Below are 24,860 nucleotides of genomic sequence, written 5' to 3'. Positions count from 1 at the left end.
ATAGTTTATTGCTAATTACCGCACGAAAAAATAAAATAAGAAATAAAGAATAATAAAAAATTAAATATTAATTATAAAATAGAATTGACTAACCGTGCGTCAAAAAATACAAAAATAAAAAATCAATTATAATAAAAAACCTATGCAATAAATGCATAGGCTTTTATGGGAAAAAATAAGGCTTATTCTTCTATATTTTCTATTATCTCATTGTATTCATTAATTAATAAATTATATTCTTCATCATCTATAAAAACACATACGTTATTATTGAAACTATCAAGCAATTTAGTCATATTCAATCCTCCTTTCTCATTCATTAATAAACCCAAATATTTATGTGATAACAAATTCATATATTGTAGCTTTACATCACAAATCTATACTGATAATATAAGAAATTAATAAACAAAGGCAAGAACTTTTTTATACAATCCTTTTCTAAATAAATCATTCTTATAATAAATATTTTGATAATTTAAAATCAAAAAGTTTATAATAAGTAAAATATTTATTTAAAAGAATTCTTAATAATACCAAATATATAAATAATAGGCTCTACTAAAATATCATACAAAAAATTACAGAATGTACCTACTATAACTCTTTTCAAAAACAAAATAAATAAAATAGCAGCCTTTATAAGATCAAATATATTACTTAATATATTAAATAATAACTCGTCAAAATCTGTACACAAAAATAATATTAACACTAATACAATTAAAATATTTTCAAACATAATTTACCCCCATCTATAAAAAACTATATATAAAAATAATAACAAACAGTACTGACAAATTCTGTCATACTTTTTATTTCTTAATATTTTTTTATATATTTCTAATAGCTGAAATCAAGGTAAAAATATAGAAAAGAATTAAATAATATTAATTATATAAATTTTCATTATTTAATTCATCTTGAGCAAAATTTCTTATATAATTTTTTACAAACTCTAAATCTTCCATAGTATCTATACCATGCAAAAATTTTTTAGTTTCTAAAACTTTTATTTTCATTCCATTATAAAGCCATCTTAACTGTTCAAGTTTTTCTATATTCTCATAATCACATTCTTCTAATTTCTCTATTTTTAGAAGAACATCTTTTCTAAATGCATAAACTCCAATATGTTTATAGTATTTAGCAGTTATATTTTGATCGAATCTTTTATGAGGTATAGTAGCACGGGAAAAATACATTGCATAATCATTAATATCAGTAACAACTTTAACAGCATTTTCATCTTTTATCAAATCGCTGTCATCAAGTATTCTAGTTTTCAAAGTAGCAATTTCGACATTTTCATCATTAAAAGAATCTATTAAAGGATTAAGTACAGATTCATCAATTAAAGGCTCATCACCTTGAACATTAATAACAATATCACAATCAATATTCTTTGCAACTTCTATTATCCTTGAAGTGCCGGAAGTATGTTCAGCAGAAGTCATTACAGCCTTAGCATTATTTTTTTCACAAATTTCCATTATCTCTTTAGAATCAGTAGCCACAATACAATCATCTATTTTTTTTGCAGCTTTAACATTATCATATACAGCTATTATTATAGGTTTTCCTAATAATTCATAAGTTAATTTTCTTGGAAATCTAGTTGATTCATATCTTGCAGGTATTATAGCAGTAACTTTAGGCATTTTATTTTACTCCCAACATCTCTTTAGATATATCTTTTAATTTACTTTTAAACTCATCTACAGTTTTTGATTCTAATAAAATAACAGGATACATACTCATTCTTGAAATCTTTGTGAAAAGCGAAAGAAGTCCCAAATATTTTTCATTACTATTTTTATTAGTTAAAAACATAGTAAGCAAATGAACTGGTTTTTTATCAAGAGCAGAATAATTAAGTCCCTTTCTGGAAACAGCAAATATTAAATCATTATCTTCTACTTCATTAGTTCTCACATGAGGAAAAGCTACACCATAGCCTAAACCGCTGCTTATAATATCTTCTTTTTTATACATTGATTCTATAGTTTGGGCTATATTAATTCTCAAACCATTAGCTTCTGAATATATAAGCATTTCGCTAATAGCTTCATCTTTGTTGGTAGCTTTTAAGTCCAAAATAACATAAGAATTATTTATATATTTTTCTACTTCGTTTAATGAAATCATAATAAAAAACCTTTCTTTTAAAATATAACAATTTTACAATAAAAGAACAATTTAAAAGTTATTTTTTAAATATTCCTGCATTGTATATTTTTTCTGTATAAGTTCCAATGTAATATTAAGCGGATATATAGTTTTATGATTTTTAAAACTTATTCCAATAGTTTCATCATCTAAATCTATATTATGAGATACTTCCCAAGAACCATGATATTTCATTCTTATAACTTCACCTATATATGCACTAATAGAAAATATAAAATTTCTATTATTATCACTTTCTAAAACTAAATTTAGTTTCTCTTTGAAAAACTTATCTATCTCTGATAAACTTTCTATAGTGTAATCTGCATGATATCCTTCACGCATTAAAAAATTACTTATCCAATTAGAAGCTCTTAAAAGCTCATCTTGAGGTAAAACATATTTCGCCATAACTTAAATCCTTAATATTCTAATATTACATGTTTTTTATAATATGTCAACTTCATTTATAGCCCTATTTATATAAAAAATTATGCTTGCAGAACTTTCAATCTTTGATATACTCTATCTAAAATAAATTTTATTATTTGGAGAGCGTATGCTAAAGAAAATTATCTCAAACATTTTAAAATCTGCATTAGAAGATTATTTAAAAGATACTGATATAAAAGATATAGATTCATATATAGAAATAGGTTATGCAGTAGATGATAAATTTGGCGATTATGCTTGTCCTGTAGCTATGAGGCTTGCAAAAGTACTCAAAAAAAATCCATTCGATATAGCAAACTCTATAGCTGAAAAAATAGATAAAAAATATTTTGAAAAGATAGAAGTTGCAAGACCTGGATTTATTAATTTAACACTTTCTAATAATTATATAAATGAATGTATCAATGATTTACTTAATAATGATAATTACGGAAAAAATACAGTAGAAGATAAAAAGAAAATATTAGTAGAATACGTTAGTGCCAATCCTACTGGACCGCTTCATATAGGACATGGAAGATGGGCTGCTATAGGAAGTGCTTTATCTAATATATTAAAATATGTAGGGCATGAAGTTTATCAGGAATTTTATGTTAATGATGCCGGTGAACAAATAACAAAATTGAATGAAAGTGTTCAAGCAGTAAAAGAAGGCAGAGAAATACCTGAAGACGGATATCATGGTTCATATATACAAGATGTTGCAAAACAAGACGGAGTACCTAAAGATATTATATTGGAAAGTCAGAAAAGATTATTAGAAAGATTCGGTACCTATATGGATAATTATGCCTCAGAATTAAAAATACGTGAGGGCGGAGAACTTGAAAAAACTATGGACTTTCTTGATAAAGAAGGACTTTTATTTGAAGAAGATAATGCCGTTTGGTTTAAAAGTACTAAATATGGAGATGATAAAGACAGAGTAGTAAAAAAAAGCAACGGTACATACACTTACTTTGCTCCAGACATTACATATCATAAAAATAAAATTGACAGAGGATATCATTATTTAATAGATATATTAGGTGCAGATCACCATGGATATGTACCAAGAATTACTGCTGCTGTAAGGGCTGTTAGTAAAGATACTGCCACATTGAAAGTAATATTAGGTCAGCTTGTTCGTCTTTATAGAGGAACTGAAGTTGTAAGAATGAGCAAAAGAACTGGCGATATGATAAGCCTTGAAGATGTTATTGATGAAATAGGAGTTGATCCTACAAGATACTTCCTTCTTATGCGTTCTTATTCCAGTTCATTAGATTTCGATTTAGAGCTTGCTAAAAAGAAAGATAATGATAACCCTGTTTATTATGTACAATATGCTTATGCTAGAATTTGTAACATATTCTTCAAACTCGAAGAAAAAAATATGACTTATGATAATAGCAAGCCTTTTGATATGAATAAAATAGCAAATGAAAGTTCATTAAAACTTGCTAAAATGATATTAAGATTCCCTGATGAAGTGTTTGAATCTGCAAAATCTTTAGAAGTATACACATTAATCAATTATACTTATGAAGTTGCAAGTGCTTTACATAAATTCTATTATGATAATATAGTATTAGAAGAAAATGCAGAAATAAGACAAGAGAGATTAACTCTTATTAAAGCAGTACAAAAAATATTAGGAACATGCTTTGATATAATAGGAATATCAAAAGTAGAAAGAATGTGGGCTGATGAACAAAATTAATTAATTCACATCTAATAAAATAGAAATAGTAATAAAAGATTAATACAATTTTTTATTACTATTTTTTTATATATGAACTAAAAAAGAAATAAAAAAATCCGTAAGAGTAATTATAACTCCTACGGATTTAATAATTCATATCAAAAATAATTATTTAGAAAAATCTTTATAATATTCATCTAATAATTTTTCATCTTCTTTTATACCATATTGAATATTTTTAATGTATTCATCATAATATTTTTCTAAAAATTTTAATGCTTTTTCATTAACCATTTTTTCATTCAAGGAAATACTAGAATCAATACCTATATCTAACATTTCTTTTCCATCAGAGGTTAATAAATCATTTTTATCAAGCCATTTAAAAATAAATATAAAATGTTCAATAACGTTTTTTTTATCCACCCCATTATCTATTTGCCATGATGCTTTATCAATAATTTTTATCATAATTAATCTCTCCTTTCTATTCTAGTATGTACATCTTTTGGAATTTCTATTAAATCTCCATTGGAATCCTTTATATAGTTTCCGCCATTTTCTCTAATTCTATCTTCTTTAGCTGACTGTTCTGTTTTATCTGCTGTTTTTGAAGTAACCTCTATAGAATCAACAGCTTTACCATCTTTTGTAACAACAAAATCTATTCTTCTAGCTTCACCTGTTTTATCATCTTTTACAATATTACCATCTTTGTTTCTTAAATAAGTTTCTGATTCTATTTTATATCCTTTATTTTCAGGATATTTCTCTTTTAATTCATTTTCAACTTCTTTTTCTCTTCTGCAGCCTTCTGCTTTATTTTCTATAATATTTTCATTTTTATTTTCAATGTTTGGAGTTAAATCTCTGCCATTTGCCCCTGCAATTTCTCTATTTCCAAAATTTGGAGTTAAATCCCTACTATTTGATCCTGAAATCTCATTTTTATTTCCAAAGTTTGGAGTCAAATCTCTGCTATTATTATTAGATATATTTTCAGGTATTTTTTCAATCATAATACCGTACCTCCTCTATAAAATTGTTCAACCCAATCATTATATACATTTACTCTGAAAACACCTATACTAATGGCATGCTTTAACATCAAATTCATACCTTCTAAAGCATATTTGCTGTCAAGATCATTATATGTATTTTCAATATCTCTAATAATATTGCTATGCCAAATTTCACAATTTGTATAATATTTATTAACAGCCAATAAATCACTTCCATTTAATATATCATATACAGCTGATGAAAGTTTTAAATTATCAATTCTTTCACTATTAAATACTTCCCTAATATTAATTTTTACAGACTCAGCAATATTAACATCATTTAAAGAAGAAATAATATTAGTATCAATATTTTCATTCAATGATTTCTGTACTAAACATTTTAATATATTACCTTTGCTTGATTTATTTTCTATAAATTTTTTATCTTCTATCTTATATGATTTTCCTTCTTCAATAATATTATAATGTTCAACTTTACATAAAACGCTATCAATCCAATTATTTTGATAAACTGCTGCAACACCTGTATGAAGTTTAGCCAATTCTTCTATTTTATCGTCATTAAGTCCGGCAGCTTTTCCCACCATTTCTCTATCTGAATATTCAGGAAGTCTTAAAATAATTTTTGTATTAGTATTTCTTATAGCTGACATATCCACTGCTGAAGGTGATTGATCTGCTATAATAAAACCTTCTCCATAAGTACGCATTTCAGCAATAGAGTTTGAAAGCATCTCAACTGATTTTCCTACTAAATTAGCACTCTCACTAACTTGTTCTGTAGAAGTTCTTTTTAATATATTATGAGCTTCTTCTAATATAGCAACATGTTTTAAATTCTGATTCATTGCCTGAGATGATGTTCTATATTCAGAAAGATTCATTATAAGTATACCCATTATCATTGATTTAGTTTCTAATGAACCAACTCTGCTTAAATCAACTATAACATTTTCATCAAACAATATTTTCTCATCTATTTCTTTAGATGAAAATATTCTTCCTATTATACCATTAGTAAGAGATTTAACTCTTGTAACTAGTGATCCTGTATAATTGCTTTTTACTTCCTGAGAATAATCAGAAGATTCTATAACTTTTTTTAAATTATTCAAAACATCTATAAAATTAGGAAATATATTATCTCCGTATTTATTAACAGACATATCTAAATCCCAGCCTGTATCAATATAAGATTTCTCAACAGCCTCTTTTAAAACCGCAGGCATAGCTGCATACATAGGCCAGCAAACATTGAATATATCTATAAGTCTATCAATATGTTCAAGAACATGAATACTTTTATTAAAGCTGAAAGGATTGATTCTTAAAAGCTCTGTATAGTACGGATTAGTACCAAATACATGAACATCTTTTCTATGACCGAATACATTTTTATATTCACCCTTAGCAGGCTCTATAACCATAAATTTTATATTTTTTCTTATAAACTTTGATATTATATTATAAATTGTATTTGATTTTCCAGAACCAGTAGAACCTGTTATAAAAGTATGTGAAGCTAAACTTTGTAAATCAAGATTAACTTCTCTATTTTCTTCTTTTCCAAAATGAAATATTTTTCCAATATTAATACTATTTACGTCATCTATATCGTCATAAGAAACTATTTCTCTAGCAAAAGGAGTATATTTGATAACGGGAAGTCCAGCAACACTTTTTTGAGGAAGCCCAGCCTGTATAGCCAATTCCATACTGCTTATTGTAACTGCAGGTGAAAAATTAGGCATTGTGTCATCTATATGAAACATAGGATGATACATTTTTGATATATAATTTAATACTTCTGTTCTGTTTCTATTTTCCTCATTCCATAAATTAATAGCCCCTGTTTCTACAGAAGAACCTTCACCTCTTATCAAAGACTGATACATACTTGAAACAACTCTATTTGTCTGTACATCATCTGTTATAAAGTATGCTGCACTATTCCATACTCCTACATCAGCACATTCATTAAGACGCTCTAATTGACTATCCAATTTATCTAAAATATTAGTAACCATTTTATTTTCAGAAGTAATTTGCAAAGATTTATCATTACCAGTTGTTTTTGAAGTACCTTCTGAAGTATCAGAACTTTTCGTATCTGTATCACTGCGTCCAATAGTATGAGATTTAGCAGTACCATAACTCCTAGCAAGCCCCATATTGATAGAAGAAAAAACTGTATTAGCCACTGTTGTTGCTACTGATGTACCTACAGTACTGAGTAAAGTCTTTCCAACTATTGTACCAATTGTTTTAGCCGTTCCAACTGCAAAGGCTTTAGCATTACTAGTAGACCATCCTTTTGAACCACTAATACTTCCGCCAATTCCAGGAATTCCGCCTCCTACACTTGCTCCAACTGAATAAGAATCTGTTTTTGTATATGAATCTGTATTAGTTACACTTTCAGTATTTGATATACTTTCACTTGTATTTTCTCCTGCAGACTGGCTATTAAATTGGGAATTAGTAACTGAGTTGGTTGTACTATTACCAAATGTTTTTCCTACAGAGAATGTTGTTGTTTTTGATTTGGTTTCCGTATCTGATATGCTTCTTGATATTGAATGAGAAATACCTTCTGTAATAGTTTTTGTAACAGATTCGCTTTCATTTGTAGAATAGCTTAACTGTGTTGTTCTAAAAGGAGATAACTGACTGTAAATACTTTCATAACCGCTTTTAATAGCTGATATTTCATTTTGCATTATAGGGTCTGATATTATGACAATTGAATATTTTTCCCCTCTCATAGCATCTATTAATTTTTCTATACCCTGCGTAAAAGAATTATTATCATCTTCTATATCAATCTTTTTTACTCCTGCTATAGAAGAACATGAAGAAATTATATTACAATCTCTTGATATATTATTTAAGGTATGTTTAATTTTATCATTATCTACATTAGATAGTTCAGTACCTGAAAATATTCCTGTAATAGAATTTTTTAATACTTCTTTAGAGCTATTTAAAATACTATTTGCAGATGCTGTGCTGTTAATATCATCTATATTTTTTATGCCTATATATAAGTTTATTTCATTTTCATTGCTTTCAATAATAGTAATCACTGATGAATTAGTATTATAAATAGCCTGATACAATGAAGAAAGTTTTATTTGATTATTTTCATTGTTCTCAAAAACTAATTTATTTATTTTATAAAATCTTATATAATCTGACACATCTTTATTCTTAAGCTCATCACTTAATGGAACTATATCCAAATTAGAAATGCTAGGCAAATATTTTTTCATAACAGCAATATCTGCCTTTATTAAAGAATTTATAAGCTCACTATTATCTCTAAGGAAATCTTCTTGTATCTTTAATTTTGGTAAATCCTTATTAGGTTCAAGATACTGAAGATCTGTATTTGCATCTTTTATTTTACTATTTTCTTCCAACATAATTAATCCTATAAAGTTATAATATCTTCTAATTTTGATTTAACATCTTGTATCCATACTAATTTGTTTTTTTCTTTTTCTATAAATTGTTCTAACTCTTCTTTAGTGATATTTTTATTTTTTAAATCTTCTTTTTTTGATTTTAGAACATATTCCAGTTTTTCTATTTCTGATAAAATATAGTTTTTTAAATTTTGAATATTTTCAAGAGATTTTTTTATAATATTATCAATCTCACTTTTTATATCATCTATTAATTTATTATAAACATTCTCATTATAATCTTTTATATTAAACTCGTCCCATAATCTTATATCCCAAGATTGTATATCCCACCACTTATCTTTAAAATCAGGTTTTAATTCTAATTTTGTACTCAATACATAATTATTTAATGTATTATTTATATCATTAATAGAACATTTATCGAAGAAAGTTTCAGATTCAATTGACAAATCTTTAGAAATAAATTTATATACATGTAATTCACTGAGCATATTATAAATACTTATTTTATATTCATTATTTATACTTTCTAAAACAAAACTTATATTTTTATTCAAATAAGAATCTAATTCTACAGTCAATTGAACTAATAGTTCTTTTATCATTTTATTGAGACTAAGTGTATATTCTTCTTTTCCTAATGTACTAATATTATAATTTTCATAGTCTTTATCTTCTAATAAGATAGCATTATCATTTTCATTAGGAGCAATTTTAGGAGTATTAACCACTTTGCTATATAAGCTATGAATCGCCCCCTTAACATTACCTATTTGTTTTTGAACATTATATCCAACTGATTTTTTTATAGTATCTTCAAATATTATATCCATTTCTTTTGATAATCTAGCAGAAAAATTATTTAAAATATTTTCAAAATCAGTTTTAATTTTATCATACATATCCAATTTATTAATTTTATCTATGAAATATGGAATAGCAGATTCACAAGACTTTATTTGTTCTTCCATCTTCATAATTGTTTCTGAAATATAGCTATTTTCATCTTCTTTTTTTGAAAGTAAATCATTTATTTTATCTATAAAATTATTCTCATCTATGTATATTAAAAATGATCTTATAGCATTTTCCATTTTCTCAGCCATAGCATATTTCTCTAAATAATCTTTTATACCAAATTCAAGTGCTGGTATACCTGAATATACTAAAATCTTATCCAAATCACCTTCAGCATTATTTAATATATTTTCAATTTTTAATTTATTATTTTTTGAAATAGATGAATATTGATTAAGATTAAACTCATCATACTCTTCAAATAAATATTTATGAGAATTAAAATAGTTTTTATCACCTGTTTTTAAATTTTCATTTTTATTTAATAATTTGATAATCATAGCCATTTTAGCAGACACAAAATATATATTTGGATTTAATATTTCAAAATCTCTTAAATATTCAATAACTTGCTGATAAGCCTTTTCAATAGAATCTCCGCTTTCTATATCAAGTTCATCAATTTTATTAACAACAAAAATAAATCTATCTTTACCCTGTCTGCCCCCTCTTTTCATAGCTTTTGAAATATCTTCTAATAATAATCTATTATCTGTACTTTGATTAACTCCATCTATAACATATAAAATTAAAGGATCAGATTTATTAATAACTTTTCTAGTTTTTTCTTTATGTGTTTTGTCACTAAAATTATTAGGTCCGGGAGTATCCAGTAAAACAAGTTCTAAAGTATCTGTATTTACAAATGGTATATCCATCTCTAAATCTATATAATGAACTTTTTCATCTTCATTAAATTTTCTAATTATATCTATATTAACATTATCTGCTTTGTATGCTTCATCATCAATTATATTTTCATTCTCATCTCTGCATAATACTGAAACATTATCAGAGTTATCAACATCTTTAATCCTAATTATAGTAGAAGTACAAGCCTGTTTTTTTGAAGGCATAAGTTCCTTACCCAATAGAGCATTTATTAAAGTAGACTTTCCGCTGCTTACTGTAGCAACAACAGCTATTTCAAATTCTTTATTAATATCTGAATAAAATCTAGCAAATATATTTTCATCTTTCAATTCATCTATAGGAGATTCTTCTTTTATGGAATTGAATAATTTTACTAATTCTTTTAATCTTGTATCTATTGATTTAACTTCCTGTAATGAAGAGTCTATATTAGTTTGATGTTTTTTATTAAATTCCTCTATTTCAAATTGAATATCATCATAATCAAAAGAAGTGCCTTTAAAATTCAATACAAAATCTTCATTTATGGTTTCATATAACTCCGGAATAAATTTATGAATCCAAGACTGGAGTCTCTTATTATTTTTACTATAACTATATATTTTAGATTCAGGATTAAATTTCTGACCATTTTCTTCTAATTTAAACTCTAAAGTAAAAGGATTATACTCAAAATAAACTTCTTTCATATTGATACACCCGCTATAAAAAATAACAAAATATAATCTATATATTATATAATATAAACATAAAAAATCAAATAAAATCTGTAAAAAAAATCCGTAAGAGTCATTATAACTCCTACGGATTCTTATTTATTCACTTTTATTAATTACTTAATTAAGCACCTAAAACACCACTGATTAAGAATGCTGTAGCGAAAGAAACGATAGCGTAAAGTTCTGGGAATACAGCAACGATGATAGTGTTACCAAATACATCATAACCATTACCTATAGCTTCAACACCGTTAGCACAAACTTTACCTTGGAATATAGCTGAAACCATACAAGCTAAACCAACAGCGATACCAGCACCTAATATAGCAGCACCTTGGAATATAGAGATGTCAGCTGTTAAGTAAGGCTGCATAATGAAGAAAGCAGCGAAACCATAAAGACCTTGTGTACCAGGTAAAGCACTCAAAACAAGACAGCTACCAAATGCATCTTTGTTTTTCTTTAAAGCACCAACTGTAGTCATAGCAGAAATAGAAGTACCAACTGCACTACCAATACCAGACATACCTACCATTAAACCTGCTCCTAAATATCCTAATAAAAGCGCTGTGTTCATTGTAAAACCCATAATAAAATCTCCTTTTTTAGATTAATATGAAATATTTTTGTATTATGTAATTATTATTTAATTAAAAAACTTAAGCCCAAATTAAGCCACTTTTTTTAGAGGCTTATACTCTTTTCCGCCGCCTTCAAAACCAACATTATTGTAGAATTCTACAAATGTTAATCTTAAAGGGTGTACCAAAGCACCAAGTATGTTTAATGCGAATATAGCTATATGACCTACAACTAGGAATACAACCATTATAACAACACCAACACCAGGGATAGCTTTGAAACTCATACCTATTTGGTTTATTACTAATGCCAATATAGAGCCTGAAGCACCTAAAGCAAACAAACGTATATAAGAAAGTGTATCACCCATTATACCAGTAGCAGCAAAGTACACACCAAGTATAGAGTTTAATACATCTGGTTTCTTACCAACATTAGAAAGTATTACTAAGAATACTAAACCAACAACTATTAAAGCATAATATATAGTGCTGAATTGTTTGATAACTTCCATTTTCTGCATATCGCCTAAGAACCATAAAACAAGTCCTGGAATAAATAGAAGTTTACCTATAGCACCTAATATATCGCCTATAGGGCTAGTTTTAATTCTGTCTATAACACCAACTACTAAAGCAAAACATATATGTAATACACCTATAAGTAAAGCAGTATTAAATGGAGTTAAGAACCAATTTTCTTTTATGTCTGTAATTATTAAATACTTGCTCAAAGTAGCAAATAAAGGTATTTGAGTATTAGAAGGTATACTTACACCAAATACACTACCGCCATTAATGATACCCATAATAGTAGTACATATACCTAATGTTAATGCTAATATACCAACACCTCTTAATTTTCCCTTTAATACAGTAAATAAACCTATTAAAGCTATTATAGTTAATACCAAACCATAACCAGAATCGCCAAAACAATATGCGAAGAATAATGGATAGAAAACTGCTATCATAGGAGTTAAATCTATCTCGAAATAATTTGGCAATTGGAATAATTTTGTAATAAGCTCATAAGCACCAGAATATTTATTATTTTTAAGTTCAACTGGCGCTTTATCATCTCTGCTAGGATCTTCCATTATATAAGCTATTTTCTTATTGTCTAACAAAGATTTTACTTCATTCTCTTTATCTTTAGGTACATAAGCTTCTACATAAAGTATTTTACCTTCAGTACCTTCACTAGCCACAAAACTTTCTTTAGCTTCTTCAAAGTGATTAGAAATATTAAGATTATCTATTTCTTTATTTATACTTTCTATATAAACTTGATTTTTGATAATCTCAATTTCATTTTCTTCAATCTTCTTATCAAGCTCAGCAATTTTTGCATTTATCTCATCATAAGATTTAGAAGGCATGCTAATAATATCAAAAGGAATTGTTTCTTCACTGCCGTCTTTTTTGAAAGCAACAAAATAAACTTTTCCAGCTTCCTCTTTTATAGGATAAGTAAAGATATCATTAACTTGAGAGAAATTATAATCATTATATTCCTTAATACTAGCACTATAGAATATAACATTATAACCTGTTTTCTCTTTTAAGCCATTAACTTTATCAAAGCTAAAATTACCGAAAGGAGCTATAACAGATAATTCTTTTTTAAGAACATCTCTTTCACCTTTCAATTTTTCAGAAGTCTGAGAAGTGTTTATAACATTTTCTATAACTTCAGAAGCATTCTTTGATAAGATTTCAGCTTTCACATTAGAAACATCTTTTTTAGCTTTTTTAGCATCAGCCAAAGCATTATTGATAATACTTTTAGCTCTTGAAGCATTATGTTTTTTAGCAGCAATGCTATCAATGTTTTCAGATGAAACACCGTTAGCAATTTCTATATGAACAAGTCCAAGCGATGCTAAATCACTTAAAGTTTTTTCCTTATCCTCATGGAATACAAAGAGGGAGAGTTTCTTCATTTTTCTAATCATAAAGATGCCTCCTTTGCTCTGTTTCTTTCTTTTACTATTTTTTGAGAAGACTTACTTAAATTGTCTTCATCTTCCATATACCTTTTAATCTTGATTATAGCTGTTTTATACTCAGGGATTTGTACTTTCTCATAAAGGTTTACTTTCTGAGTAGTTTTTTTCCTAGCATAAGCCAAAGCATTTAATCTTGCCTCAGTCATTTCAATTTTTACTTGAATAGTCATAAGGCGTTCAAACATACTAATAGCTAATCTAATCCAAGAAGGCATATTAAAGAGGCTGACATTTTCAATAGAAAAATCAATGTTAGAAAGTATAGAAACTTTAACACCAGCAATGTTTTTTAATTCTGAATTGATTTTCTTGATTTTTACTATCTCAGGAAACTCAGTCCAAAAGCCATTGTAGTTTTGGTTTTCTTTAACTAACTTTTGATATTCTTCTTTAAGTAATTCAATCTCAGCGGTAATCTTTCTAACCTCAAGACGAAGGGCTGCCTCTTTACTTTTTAAAGTAGGCAATGCTTTCTCACGGATAGAAAGCTGGCGTCTTAGGTTTTGAAGAGCCGTTTTATTGTATTGAAACTTTAATGCCATATTTTTTACCTACTTTTTTAAATTAGTTGTTTGCCCATTTACCATATTTTTCTACAAGTGATTCTTTTATACCTACTTCTGCTTTACTAAAGTATTTACCCATTAATTCCCAACCAGTTTCTAACATCTCATCGATTTTGATGTTAATGTCTATTGCTAATAATCTTTCAGAATATTCAGCAGCATATTTCAAACATCTTTCATCGTACTCTGTTAAGTCGAAACCGTTTTCTTTTTTCATTTTAGCATTAGCAGCATCTGAATAAAGACGTACTAAAGTGTTCATTACAGCTGGGTGGTCTTCTCTAGTTTTCTTACCTATAACCAACTGTTTCAAACGTGAAAGACTTCTGAATGGGTCAATGATTGTTTTACCTATATCAGAGTCACGTCTTAAGTAAAGCTGACCTTCAGTGATGTAACCAGTGTTGTCTGGTACAGCATGAGTAATATCACCTTCGTTAAGAGTAGTAACAGCAATAATAGTAATAGATCCGCCATCTGGGAACTGAGCTGCTTTCTCATATATTTTAGCAAGGTCTGAATATAAAGAACCTGGCATAGAGTCTTTAGAAGGAATTTGGTCCATTTTGTTAGATACGATAGCTAAAGCATCGGCATAAAGTGTCATGTCTGTAAGAAGAACAAGAACTTTTTGTTTATGCTCTACTGCGAAATATTCAGCAGCTGTACAAGCCATATCTGGTACCAAAAGTCTTTCTACTGGTGGGTCATCTGTAGTATTGATGAAACATATAATTTTATCTAAAGCACCAGCTTCAGTAAATGTATTTTTAAATGATAAGTAGTCATCGTTAGAAAGTCCCATACCTCCAAGAATGATCTTGTCAGCTTCAGCTCTCAAAGCAACCTGTGCAAGTACTGCGTTATAAGGCTGGTCTGGGTCTGCGAAGAACGGTATTTTCTGTCCTGTTACAAGTGTATTGTTAAGGTCGATACCAGCAATACCTGTTGCAATAAGTTCAGAAGGCTGTTTTCTTCTAACTGGGTTTACAGAAGGTCCTCCGATTTCTACTTCTTTACCTTCTACTTCAGCACCTCCGTCTATAGGCTCACCGTAAGCATTGAAGAATCTTCCTGCAAGAAGTTCGCTTACTTTAAGTCTAGGAGGTCTGCCTAAGAATACTACTTCAGCGTTAGTAGGTATACCTTCTGTACCTTGGAAAACCTGAAGTGTAACAATATCTCCAATCATTTTTACAACCTGAGCAGGTCTGCCAGCTACTAGAGCCATCTCATCGTTACCAACATTTTCTGCTCTTAATGATACAGTTGCTTTAGTGATCTGTACTAATTTTGTATATACTTTTTGAAATGCTTTAGGCATGTGTTATACTCCTTTCAGCAAATATTGATTCCATCTCAGCTGTGTATTTTTTGTGATCATCAGACTGATATACAGAATAGTTCATCTGTTTGAATGCGTTAATAAGTCTTTTGAAATAAGTACCTACTTCACTATAATCATCAAATCTGTAATCAGCTTCTACAACTTTCATAACTTGATTTAATAATTCTTTTTGTCTTTCTATAGGACAGTTCTTATCTACTTTATCGAAAGCGTCTTGCTGTAAGATTACGAAGTCTATAAGTTCTGCTTTCCATAAACGCTGATGGTATTCAAGAGGTACTGCGTCGTCACCAAGAATGCTTATTTGGTCATTAGCTTCTTGACCTCTTCTAGCAATATCTTTTGCTTTAGTTACTTTATCTGCCCAGCCTTTTTCTATATTGATATCTGAGAACTCTACGAATTCTGGATATTCTATATATTTAGAATAAGAATCTAATGGGTCTACTGCTGGATATCTCTTACTGTCAGCACGTTTTTGTGATAAAGCGTAGAAACATCTAGCCGCTTTACGAGTAGATTCTGTTACTGGCTCTTTCAAGTTACCGCCTGCAGGAGATACTGTACCTATGAATGTAATTGAACCTGTTTGGCCATTATTTAAGTATACGAAACCTGCTCTAGCATAGAAACTAGAAATAATAGCTGGCAAGTCGATAGGGAATGCGTCTGGTCCTGGCAACTCTTCAAGTCTGTTAGACATTTCTCTTAAAGCCTGTGCCCAACGAGAAGTAGAGTCAGCAAGAAGAAGAACTTTAAGTCCCATTGATCTGTAATATTCAGCTATAGTCATACCTACATAAACTGAAGCTTCACGAGCAGCAACTGGCATGTTAGAAGTGTTACAAATGATTGTTGTTCTTTCCATCAAACTTCTGCCTGTTCTTGGGTCTATAAGTTCTGGGAATTCTGTAAATATTTCTACTACCTCATTAGCTCTCTCACCGCAAGCTGTCATTATAATCAAGTCAGCGTTTGCGTTAGTAGCTAAAGCGTGCTGTAATACTGTTTTACCTGCTCCGAATGGTCCTGGAATAAATCCTGTACCGCCTTCAGTAATTGGGTTAAATGTATCTATAGTTCTTACACCTGTTTCTAATAGTTTGAAAGGTCTTGGTTTTTCTCTATATGATTTAATTGTAAGTTTTACTGGCCAAGTTTGTATCATTGTTACATTTACTTTTTCACCATTAGCTGCTTTGATTACAGCAAGTGTGTCTTGTAAATGATAAGTACCAGCAGATGCTACACTTTCAATCACACCTTTACCTTCAAATTTGAAAGGAACCATTATTTTATGGTCTATCCAACCTTCTTTAACAGCACCAATCCAATCTCCAGCTTGTACTTCCTCTCCAACTTGTGCTATTGGAGTAAAGTCATATTTTGATTCTTTATCTTCAGAAAGATTATTATATTTTCCTCTTTCTAAGAATACACCTTGTAATTTATCAAGGTCGTTTTGAAGTCCGTCGAAGTTTTTACCTAAAAGTCCAGGTCCTAATTCAATCTCTAACATTGAACCAGTAAACTCAACGGCATCACCTAATTTTACACCCCTAGTAGATTCAAATACCTGAGCACTAGCACTTGTACCTGATATTTTAATTACCTCAGCCATAAGTTTCGCATTACCGCAAGATACATAACATATCTCGTTTTGTGAAACAGGTCCGTCTACCTCTATTGAAATTAGGTTTGATATAATAGCAGTTACTTTACCTTTAGTCATTTCTATCTCCTAATTAATTATACATACATCACATAGCAGACGCTTTTGCCTTCAATGAACCTATTAGCGTCTCCAAATGCTTCTTACCTTCCTCTTCATTCCTTCCATTTATACTAGCTGCATAAGTGAGATTTATATAATAAGCAAACACATTATCTGTTGTGAAAGATTTTATTGATGTAGCTCTATCTAAAAACTCTCTTACTAAAGAACATTCTATATTCTCCATATTATATGGATCAGCTTTATCTGATGAATTAAATGTCTCTATTATACTATTTATATATGGTAGCTCTTTTCCTACTCCAAAATCGGAAGCAGTTGATTTAGTTAAAGCTGATATTAAGGAATAATCTCCTATAAGTTCTTTTGCTATTTCTTCACTACTAAAACCTAAAGCTCTTCCATTTAAAGCAGCTAAAATATTCTTTAAATCACGCATAAATAATGCATAACTTTTGATAAAAGAATTGCCGCTTTTTATCATCTCATCATAATACAAACCCAATAATGTATTTTCTATATGTCTAGCATTTTCCCATTCTACATTCTTATTATCTTCCAAAAACTTAGACATATAAGATGGCAAATTAGAAATACTTGAATATTTCTGCATCTCCTCTTTACTGAATATTGATGGTTCTATATGCTCAACATAAGGGCTGAATAAGCCTTTTTGTTTTGCTATTGCATTTACTAGATTTTTATTATCATTCTGATAAATAAGATAACTAAAAGCCTTAGCATCTTTAGCACTTAAACTAGATAATATACTTTGAGTAATTTCATTTATATCATACTTAGCCTTAGTATCGGAAAGTTTTACTTCGGGAAGACCTGAGATAAGATAATAATATGATCCCATACTCACCCCTCTTATTTACTAAAAATTACTTCTTCCGTTTTTGCTTTTATATAATCACTGAAAAACTCTACAAAGTCCTCATCTGTAAACTGCAACTGATAGTTACCGTTTTCTGGAACTATTTTAAATCCGTTAGATAATTTTTTATCAAAGTTAATAGTAGCATTCTTTATTGCACCTTTTATAGATTTTTCGAATGCAGCATCTATATCACTTTTTTTAGATTCTGGGAAATATACTGTTACATCTGAATTGCTAGATGATATATCCCATTTCTTTACTACTTCAAGGATTAAATCTTTTAAAAATGCAGTATCAGCAAAAGCTCCTTTTAAACCGTCTTCTAATACTTTAGCTGTTACTAATTCTTTTATCCTTTGTTTTAAAGCACTAATTGATTGCTCGCCTGCCATACGTACATCTGTAATTGTATTCTTTTTTAGCTCTTCTGACTTTCTTTCTGCTTCTTTTACTATTTCTTCAGATTTAGCTTCTGCTTCTTTAATGATTCTGTCAGCTTCGCTTTTAGCATTTGAGATTATTTCTTCAGCTTTCTTATTAGATTTTTCAACACCGTCTTGATATATACGTTCAAGAAGGGAGTCTAGTTTTTTCTCTTCAGCCATAATAACTCCTTAACGTTTTTATAAAAAATTGATTTATAGAATTTTAAAAAAATTTCTCCAACAAACACTATCTTTAATAGTTTATCAGTATTTTCAAAAAAATCAAGCAAAATTAAAAAAATATCAATACCCTATTTCATTTTTTTATATTCAATTTTATCATTACTTTAATTTTTTATATTAATTTTTAAACATAAACAACTTTAAAATTATACATTATATAATATAATAATCCCAAAAAATACTAAGGAAAAAACTATGAAAAAAGATGAACATATAGCTAAAACTCTTATATCTGAAGAAGAAATTAGTAAAAAAGTTAAAGAATTAGCTTCTCAGATTTCTAATGATTTAAAAGATAAAGAAAACATACCGTGCATTATCGGACTATTAAAAGGATCATTCATATTTATTGCCGATCTTGCTAGATATATTGATGTTCCTGTTGAAATTGATTTCATGATTGTTTCAAGTTACGGAAACAATAAAATAGGTTCTGAAATTAAAATACTTAAAGATGTTGATATTCCTCTTACTGGAAGAGATGTTATCATAGTAGAAGATATTATTGATACTGGTTACACATTAGAAAAAATTTGTGAGGTATTACAAACTAGAAATGTTGCTTCTCTTAAAATATGCACTCTTCTAAACAAACCTTCAAGAAGAAAAGTTGACATCAAAATCGACTACAATGGTTTTGATATTGAAGATGAGTTTGTTGTAGGATACGGAATTGACTATGCTCAAAAATATAGAAACCTTCCTTATATAGGTGTTGTTGAATAATTCAATTTAATACAAACTATAAAAAATAATTTCATTTATATTTTTTAATTAATAAACCGCACGTTAAATAAAGCTACAATATACAGCAGCTTTATAATTCTAATTTTATCATATAAATATATAAAATTAGACGTGCGGTAATTTAATTTTAAAATCTAAACAAAACTTGGGTGGGTGCTATAAGTTCTAATCTAAACTTTTAAATATTAAATAAATTAAAATACTGAAATAATTTATAAAATCTAAAGGGCGGGGTTTCTTAATAAATTTCAAAGGTAAATTATAAAAAATATGGTATACAATAAAAATTTTAAAATTAATTTAGATAACTTATCTGAATATTTATCTACTTTTGATGAATCTTTATTAAAAGAAGATATGCTTCAATTAGAATACAAAAATTATATTATTGATTTTGGATTTTATTCAAATAAATTCATTCTATATATTATAAAAGATTATAATTGGAAAACCCTATAAAAAAAGAATATATAAATAACATTAATAATATAAACAGCATAATAAATAAATATTGCGATGACATAGTAAACTACAATATCTAAATATTATAGTCATAAAAAATAACTCCCACAGCTAAACTTTAATTATAATATAAACTTTTTAAATATAAATAATCTCTTTTAATCCTTGTATAATAATACAAAAAAATATATACTATCATCTAAATAAAATAATTTTTTATATATTGGGATGTATAATGAAGAATATAGTTATAATTGGGGCTGGTAATGCTGGGGAAACCTTGGCTTATGAAGTATTAACTTCTGATGAAAATAATGAATATAATATACTTTGTTTTTTAGATGATGATGACAATAAAAAAGAAGTTAAAATAAATAATCATTCTATTAAAGTAAATGGAAAAGTTAAAGATATAAACTCTATAATAGAAGAATATAAAAAAAATAATATAGATATAGAAGAAATTATAATAGCTATACCTACACTCAAACAAAAACAATTATTAGAAATTTTAAATATTATATATCCTACTGGAATAAAATATAAAATACTACCAGGTTTCTTCGAAATAATTAAAGGTAATGCCTCAATTAAAGATATTAGAAATCTCGAACCTTCTGATTTACTTGGACGTGAAGAAATAGGATTTGATGAAAAAGAAATTTCAAACTATTATAAAGATAAAACAATACTTGTTACTGGCGGCGGCGGTTCTATAGGAAGCGAACTTGTAAGACAATTAATAACATTGCCTGTGAAAAAAGTTATGGCATTAGATAATTCCGAAAGTGCTATACACTCTTTAATAATGTCTTTGAATGACAGCAAGAACGAAAAAAACAAACATAAATTTCAATATATAATTTCAAATGTAAGAGATTATGTCAAAGTTGATAAAATATTAAAAGAAGAAAAACCAGATATTATTTTCCATGCTGCAGCTCATAAACATTTACCTTTTATGGAAGCATATCCAGAAGAAGCTATAAAGAATAATATACTTGCAACTGAAAATATAGCCACCCTTGCAATAAAAAATAATATTAAAAATTTTATATTCATATCAACAGATAAAGCAGTACGCCCTACTTCATTAATGGGAGCAAGTAAAAGAATATGTGAAAGAATGATAATGTCTTTATCGCATGAACAAAATAATACTGCATTCAAAATTACAAGATTCGGTAATGTATTAGGAAGCAGCGGAAGTGTTATTCCTGTATTTGAAAAGCAGATTAGAGAAGGAAAAGCATTAACTGTTACTCACCCTGAAATGGTAAGATTCTTCATGTCTATAAGAGAAGCAGCAAGACTTGTTATAAAAGCATGTACTTTAACTGACGGAGTAATATTTACTTTAGATATGGGAAAGCCGGTTAAAATTTTAGACTTGGCAAGAAACATGCTAAAAATGTATGGACTTACAGAAAAAGACATACCAATAGTTTTTACTGGAATAAGAGAAGGCGAAAAGCTTTATGAAGAAATTCTAATGGACGATGAAACATTGATACCGTCACAGTATAAAAAATTATTCATAGCAAAAGACCCTGTAGAATGTTTAAGTCCTGAAGAACGTAAAGTGATGATTGATGCATTTGATATTGCTTCACTTGATGCTGACAAAGAAACGATAAAAATGTTAATGCGTAAATATATAGAAGAATATACAGGATAAAATTTTATTCTCTGCCCCACCCTTTATTCTTAAAAATTTCACTATGGAATTTATGTATTTTATTTCTTCTATGCTTACAAAGAAATTATAACACCCCCCCAAGATTTTTTTAAAATTCATAATTATCACAACGCACGTTAAACTAAATTAAAAATATAAATAAATTAATAATACAATTTTAATTATATTAAAAACTCTGTTCACCGTGCGGTATAAAGATTTTAAATCTAATTAAAGCTTGGGAGGGTGTGCTTTTTTAATTATAGTTTTAAATATAAATAAAATTATAATTAAAAATATAACTATCAAACATAAAGGGCGGGGTTTCTTAATAATTTTTTAATACTTAATTTTTAAATATTCTTTAATATTTTTCATAATGTTGTATAATATAATAAATTACTTGAGGTTTATTTATGAGAAACACAGCAAGCATATCTATAATTATAAGTTTATTTCTTAAAGTAATATTTACATTTTCATTAATATATTTAGAAATTGCTAAAAATACAGGCAACATAATATTAGGAATAACAAAAAACTCAAATGATATTTTAATTTACTTGTCTGCTTTCTTGTCTATGATGATGACAATACTTATATGGTATAATCTAGTTAAAGGTAATCGAAAAATGGAAAAAATCAGTGAAGGAATGTACGAATTTGCCAAAACTTCATTTGATATGTATATGATAAGGAAACAAAAAAACATAAAAAAACAGAATATTAATAATAATATTATTAATAACAACAATAATAATATTAATAACAATAATGATAATAAATTTCTTAAAGACATTGATAAACAATATAAATGGCATCATATCATAAACAGGAAAAAATTTTAATATAATAATCTATAAATTATTATAATCATAACAAATTTTGATTGTTCTTTGTTCCGCCTCAAAAAGTATAGAACTTATCAATAATTTTTTAATACTTAGTTTTTATATATTGTTTAATAATTTTGATAATGCTGTATAATATAACAAATCATCTGAGGTTTATTTATGGAAGTCAATAATACAAACAACAACAACAATAATAATACAAATAATAATTCCAAATATAAAAATAATACATGCATAATGATTATATTATTTATAGTTGCTTTAGTAGCATTTGCCATAATGTATTATTTGCATACTAAAAATATAGAAATCAGATTTAATAAAGCATTAGAAAATTATTCTCTAAATATACAAACTATAATAAGCAATACAACTATAGATAAAACTGTTATAACTAATGAATCAGAAAAGACAATTATAATAAACAATGAATTTATAGTTAATGAAGAAATAGCAAATAATTTCAAATCAACATTCGATATAAATACAAGAATGCTTGAATCCTCAATGTCTGAAATAATGAAAAACTCAAACGATGTATTAAGTTTCTGGTTTGCATTTTTATCTGTAATAATGATAGTATTCACATTTGCTGGCATATTTATCAATAATAATATTTTATCTGAAAGTAAAGAAAATCTGGAATATATAGAAAGCCTAAAAAAAGATATTGAAAACTACAAAGATAAAATACAACATTATGAACTTGATACTAGAAATTTACATTTAAAAATTGATACAGAAACACAAAGCAAAATATTTGAATTAGAAAAAAGTTCAAATCAATTTTTGAAAGAAATAAACGAAAAAAACAGCGAAGCTCTAAATTCAATAGATAAATTAAAAATAGAATTTAATAACTCTATTAACTCAATTCAAGAAAAATCAAATCAAATAATATCAGATATAAAAGAACAAGCACAAAAAGAAAGCGAACAATTAATAAAATCAATAAAAGATAAAGCAGAAGAAGAAACTAAAAAATTAATAGAAAAAAATAATACAAATATACAAATATCAAATTTATTCAATTCAGCATATCAAGCATATAATAATAAAGAATATAATGAATCTATAAATTATTATAATCAAATTATAAAAATGACAGATGATTTATTAAAAGAATATGATGAAAACTCTGAAGAATATTCTGAATATAAAAATAATTTCTATGCAGCTTATTATAATATAGGTAAAGCTAAAAATAATTTAAAACTATATAAAGAAGCTATAGAAAATTATGATAAAGCCATTGAATTAAATCCTAATTATTCAGAAGCTTATAATAATAGAGGTAAAGATAAATATAATTTAGGACTATATAAAGAAGCTATTGAAGATTTTAATAAAGCTATTGAATTAAATCCAAATAATTCAAATTATTATAATAATAGAGGTAATACTAAATATAATTTAAAACTATATAAAGAAGCTATAAAAGATTATGATAAAGCCATTGAATTAAATCCTCACTATTCAAATACTTATAGTAATATTGGATTAAATAAAATAAATTTAGTATTATATGAAGAAGATATAGAATTAAATACTAACTATTCAAAGTATTATTTTAATAAAGCTTTATCAAAACAATTATTAGCAAATAACACAGAAAATAAAGAAGAATATAACAAATTAATAGAAGAAGCTTATAATGATTTTATTAATAGTTATAATTTAGTTAATGAGAAATTAAAAGATGAATACAAACAAAAAATTATTTATTTATCTAAATACAATAATGAAGCTGCTATAAAAATATGCAATGAAAATAACTGGAAATAATAATTTTTAAATATTAGAATTGAAATATAAAAGCGAGCCGAAGCCCTTAACTTAATTTATTAAGTTAAGCCTTTAGGCATAGACTAGCATAACAATAATAAGAAATAATAATTTTTAAATATTGTAAAGCTAATTATAAAAATTGTGAGCCTCTGGCAAGTTTACTTGGCAGAGCCTTAGAGCGAACAATTTTTATTAGCAATAATAATTTTTTAATACTAGACTTTAAATATAAAAGCGAGTCGAAGACAGCTAGTGAGTTTACTCACTAGCTAATTACATGCGGCACTTCGTCACAAGCATAGCAATAATAATATAAAGCGAGTCGG

22 protein-coding genes are annotated in these 24,860 nt (G+C 27.3%); 6 read left to right on the top strand and 16 right to left on the bottom strand.

The features are described 5' to 3' along the window. Nucleotides 1-182 precede the first annotated feature (182 nt). The 5 genes from Q0K52_RS01205 to Q0K52_RS01185 form a co-directional block, all read right to left on the bottom strand. A complete protein-coding gene (locus tag Q0K52_RS01205; RefSeq protein ID WP_297295612.1) occupies nucleotides 183-320 on the bottom strand; it encodes a hypothetical protein in 138 nt (45 codons plus the stop codon). A 191-nt stretch (nucleotides 321-511) separates the two neighbouring features. Continuing rightward, on the bottom strand, nucleotides 512-742 hold the full coding sequence (locus tag Q0K52_RS01200) for a hypothetical protein (protein ID WP_297295610.1): 231 nt from the start codon (nucleotides 740-742) through the stop codon (nucleotides 512-514). A gap of 148 nt (nucleotides 743-890) precedes the next feature. After that, on the bottom strand, nucleotides 891-1,661 hold the full coding sequence (gene kdsB, locus Q0K52_RS01195) for a 3-deoxy-manno-octulosonate cytidylyltransferase (RefSeq protein ID WP_297295608.1): 771 nt from the start codon (nucleotides 1,659-1,661) through the stop codon (nucleotides 891-893). 1 nt (nucleotide 1,662) lies between these two features. Then, the gene (locus tag Q0K52_RS01190; RefSeq protein WP_297295606.1) at nucleotides 1,663-2,148 is read right to left on the bottom strand and encodes a PTS sugar transporter subunit IIA; all 486 of its coding nucleotides are present in this window, start codon (nucleotides 2,146-2,148) and stop codon (nucleotides 1,663-1,665) included. A gap of 51 nt (nucleotides 2,149-2,199) precedes the next feature. Beyond that, on the bottom strand, nucleotides 2,200-2,580 hold the full coding sequence (locus tag Q0K52_RS01185; protein ID WP_297295604.1) for a hypothetical protein: 381 nt from the start codon (nucleotides 2,578-2,580) through the stop codon (nucleotides 2,200-2,202). Between the two features lie 148 nt (nucleotides 2,581-2,728). On the opposite strand from Q0K52_RS01185, the gene Q0K52_RS01180 reads away from it, so the two are divergent. Continuing rightward, nucleotides 2,729-4,324, top strand: coding sequence for an arginine--tRNA ligase (locus tag Q0K52_RS01180; protein ID WP_297295602.1), 1,596 nt, complete (start codon nucleotides 2,729-2,731; stop codon nucleotides 4,322-4,324). Between the two features lie 150 nt (nucleotides 4,325-4,474). Here the strand turns inward: Q0K52_RS01180 and Q0K52_RS01175 are convergent, their stop codons facing one another. From Q0K52_RS01175 to Q0K52_RS01125, 11 genes are all read right to left on the bottom strand, one after another. Next, complete coding sequence (locus Q0K52_RS01175; protein WP_297295600.1) at nucleotides 4,475-4,777, bottom strand: hypothetical protein; 303 nt, start codon at nucleotides 4,775-4,777, stop codon at nucleotides 4,475-4,477. Between the two features lie 2 nt (nucleotides 4,778-4,779). Then, nucleotides 4,780-5,325 carry a hypothetical protein gene (locus Q0K52_RS01170; RefSeq protein ID WP_297295598.1) on the bottom strand — a complete coding sequence of 182 codons (546 nt, stop codon included), beginning with the start codon at nucleotides 5,323-5,325 and terminating at the stop codon, nucleotides 4,780-4,782. Further along, a complete protein-coding gene (locus Q0K52_RS01165; RefSeq protein WP_297295596.1) occupies nucleotides 5,322-8,756 on the bottom strand; it encodes an ATP-binding protein in 3,435 nt (1,144 codons plus the stop codon). Before Q0K52_RS01165 ends, Q0K52_RS01170 begins: the two co-directional genes overlap by 4 nt. Before the next feature lie 8 nt (nucleotides 8,757-8,764). Continuing rightward, nucleotides 8,765-11,182: a dynamin family protein gene (locus tag Q0K52_RS01160; protein ID WP_297295594.1), complete on the bottom strand. Its 2,418-nt coding sequence runs from the start codon at nucleotides 11,180-11,182 to the stop codon at nucleotides 8,765-8,767. 151 nt (nucleotides 11,183-11,333) lie between these two features. After that, the gene (locus tag Q0K52_RS01155) at nucleotides 11,334-11,789 is read right to left on the bottom strand and encodes an ATPase (RefSeq protein WP_297295591.1); all 456 of its coding nucleotides are present in this window, start codon (nucleotides 11,787-11,789) and stop codon (nucleotides 11,334-11,336) included. Nucleotides 11,790-11,882: 93 nt separating this feature from the next. Continuing rightward, nucleotides 11,883-13,751 carry a V-type ATPase 116kDa subunit family protein gene (locus Q0K52_RS01150; RefSeq protein WP_297295590.1) on the bottom strand — a complete coding sequence of 623 codons (1,869 nt, stop codon included), beginning with the start codon at nucleotides 13,749-13,751 and terminating at the stop codon, nucleotides 11,883-11,885. Then, complete coding sequence (locus Q0K52_RS01145; RefSeq protein ID WP_297295588.1) at nucleotides 13,748-14,347, bottom strand: V-type ATP synthase subunit D; 600 nt, start codon at nucleotides 14,345-14,347, stop codon at nucleotides 13,748-13,750. The genes Q0K52_RS01150 and Q0K52_RS01145 overlap by 4 nt, the downstream gene beginning before the upstream one ends. Nucleotides 14,348-14,369: 22 nt before the next feature. Further along, nucleotides 14,370-15,695 (bottom strand): V-type ATP synthase subunit B, encoded by a 1,326-nt coding sequence (locus Q0K52_RS01140; protein ID WP_297295586.1) that lies wholly within the window; start codon nucleotides 15,693-15,695, stop codon nucleotides 14,370-14,372. Then, nucleotides 15,688-17,451, bottom strand: coding sequence for a V-type ATP synthase subunit A (locus tag Q0K52_RS01135; protein ID WP_297295583.1), 1,764 nt, complete (start codon nucleotides 17,449-17,451; stop codon nucleotides 15,688-15,690). Before Q0K52_RS01135 ends, Q0K52_RS01140 begins: the two co-directional genes overlap by 8 nt. Before the next feature lie 28 nt (nucleotides 17,452-17,479). Further along, entirely contained in the window at nucleotides 17,480-18,316 is an 837-nt protein-coding gene (locus Q0K52_RS01130) for a DUF2764 family protein (protein ID WP_297295581.1), read from the bottom strand. An 11-nt stretch (nucleotides 18,317-18,327) separates the two neighbouring features. Then, complete coding sequence (locus Q0K52_RS01125; RefSeq protein ID WP_297295579.1) at nucleotides 18,328-18,942, bottom strand: V-type ATP synthase subunit E; 615 nt, start codon at nucleotides 18,940-18,942, stop codon at nucleotides 18,328-18,330. A gap of 258 nt (nucleotides 18,943-19,200) precedes the next feature. Here Q0K52_RS01125 and hpt point away from each other — a divergent pair, with 258 nt between their 5' ends. From hpt to Q0K52_RS01100, 5 genes are all read left to right on the top strand, one after another. Beyond that, nucleotides 19,201-19,731 (top strand): hypoxanthine phosphoribosyltransferase, encoded by a 531-nt coding sequence (gene hpt / locus Q0K52_RS01120; RefSeq protein ID WP_297295577.1) that lies wholly within the window; start codon nucleotides 19,201-19,203, stop codon nucleotides 19,729-19,731. Between the two features lie 291 nt (nucleotides 19,732-20,022). Beyond that, complete coding sequence (locus tag Q0K52_RS01115; protein WP_297295575.1) at nucleotides 20,023-20,211, top strand: hypothetical protein; 189 nt, start codon at nucleotides 20,023-20,025, stop codon at nucleotides 20,209-20,211. 238 nt (nucleotides 20,212-20,449) lie between these two features. After that, a complete protein-coding gene (locus Q0K52_RS01110) occupies nucleotides 20,450-21,892 on the top strand; it encodes a nucleoside-diphosphate sugar epimerase/dehydratase (RefSeq protein WP_297295573.1) in 1,443 nt (480 codons plus the stop codon). 416 nt (nucleotides 21,893-22,308) lie between these two features. After that, nucleotides 22,309-22,740 carry a hypothetical protein gene (locus Q0K52_RS01105; protein WP_297295571.1) on the top strand — a complete coding sequence of 144 codons (432 nt, stop codon included), beginning with the start codon at nucleotides 22,309-22,311 and terminating at the stop codon, nucleotides 22,738-22,740. A 165-nt stretch (nucleotides 22,741-22,905) separates the two neighbouring features. Further along, entirely contained in the window at nucleotides 22,906-24,531 is a 1,626-nt protein-coding gene (locus Q0K52_RS01100; RefSeq protein ID WP_297295569.1) for a tetratricopeptide repeat protein, read from the top strand. Nucleotides 24,532-24,860 lie beyond the last annotated feature (329 nt).

It is taken from the genome of uncultured Brachyspira sp. (assembly GCF_944390845.1).
Classification (GTDB): domain Bacteria; phylum Spirochaetota; class Brachyspiria; order Brachyspirales; family Brachyspiraceae; genus Brachyspira; species Brachyspira pulli.
Note: the sequence above shows the minus strand (reverse complement) of the source record. Positions and strands in the feature narration are given on the sequence as shown.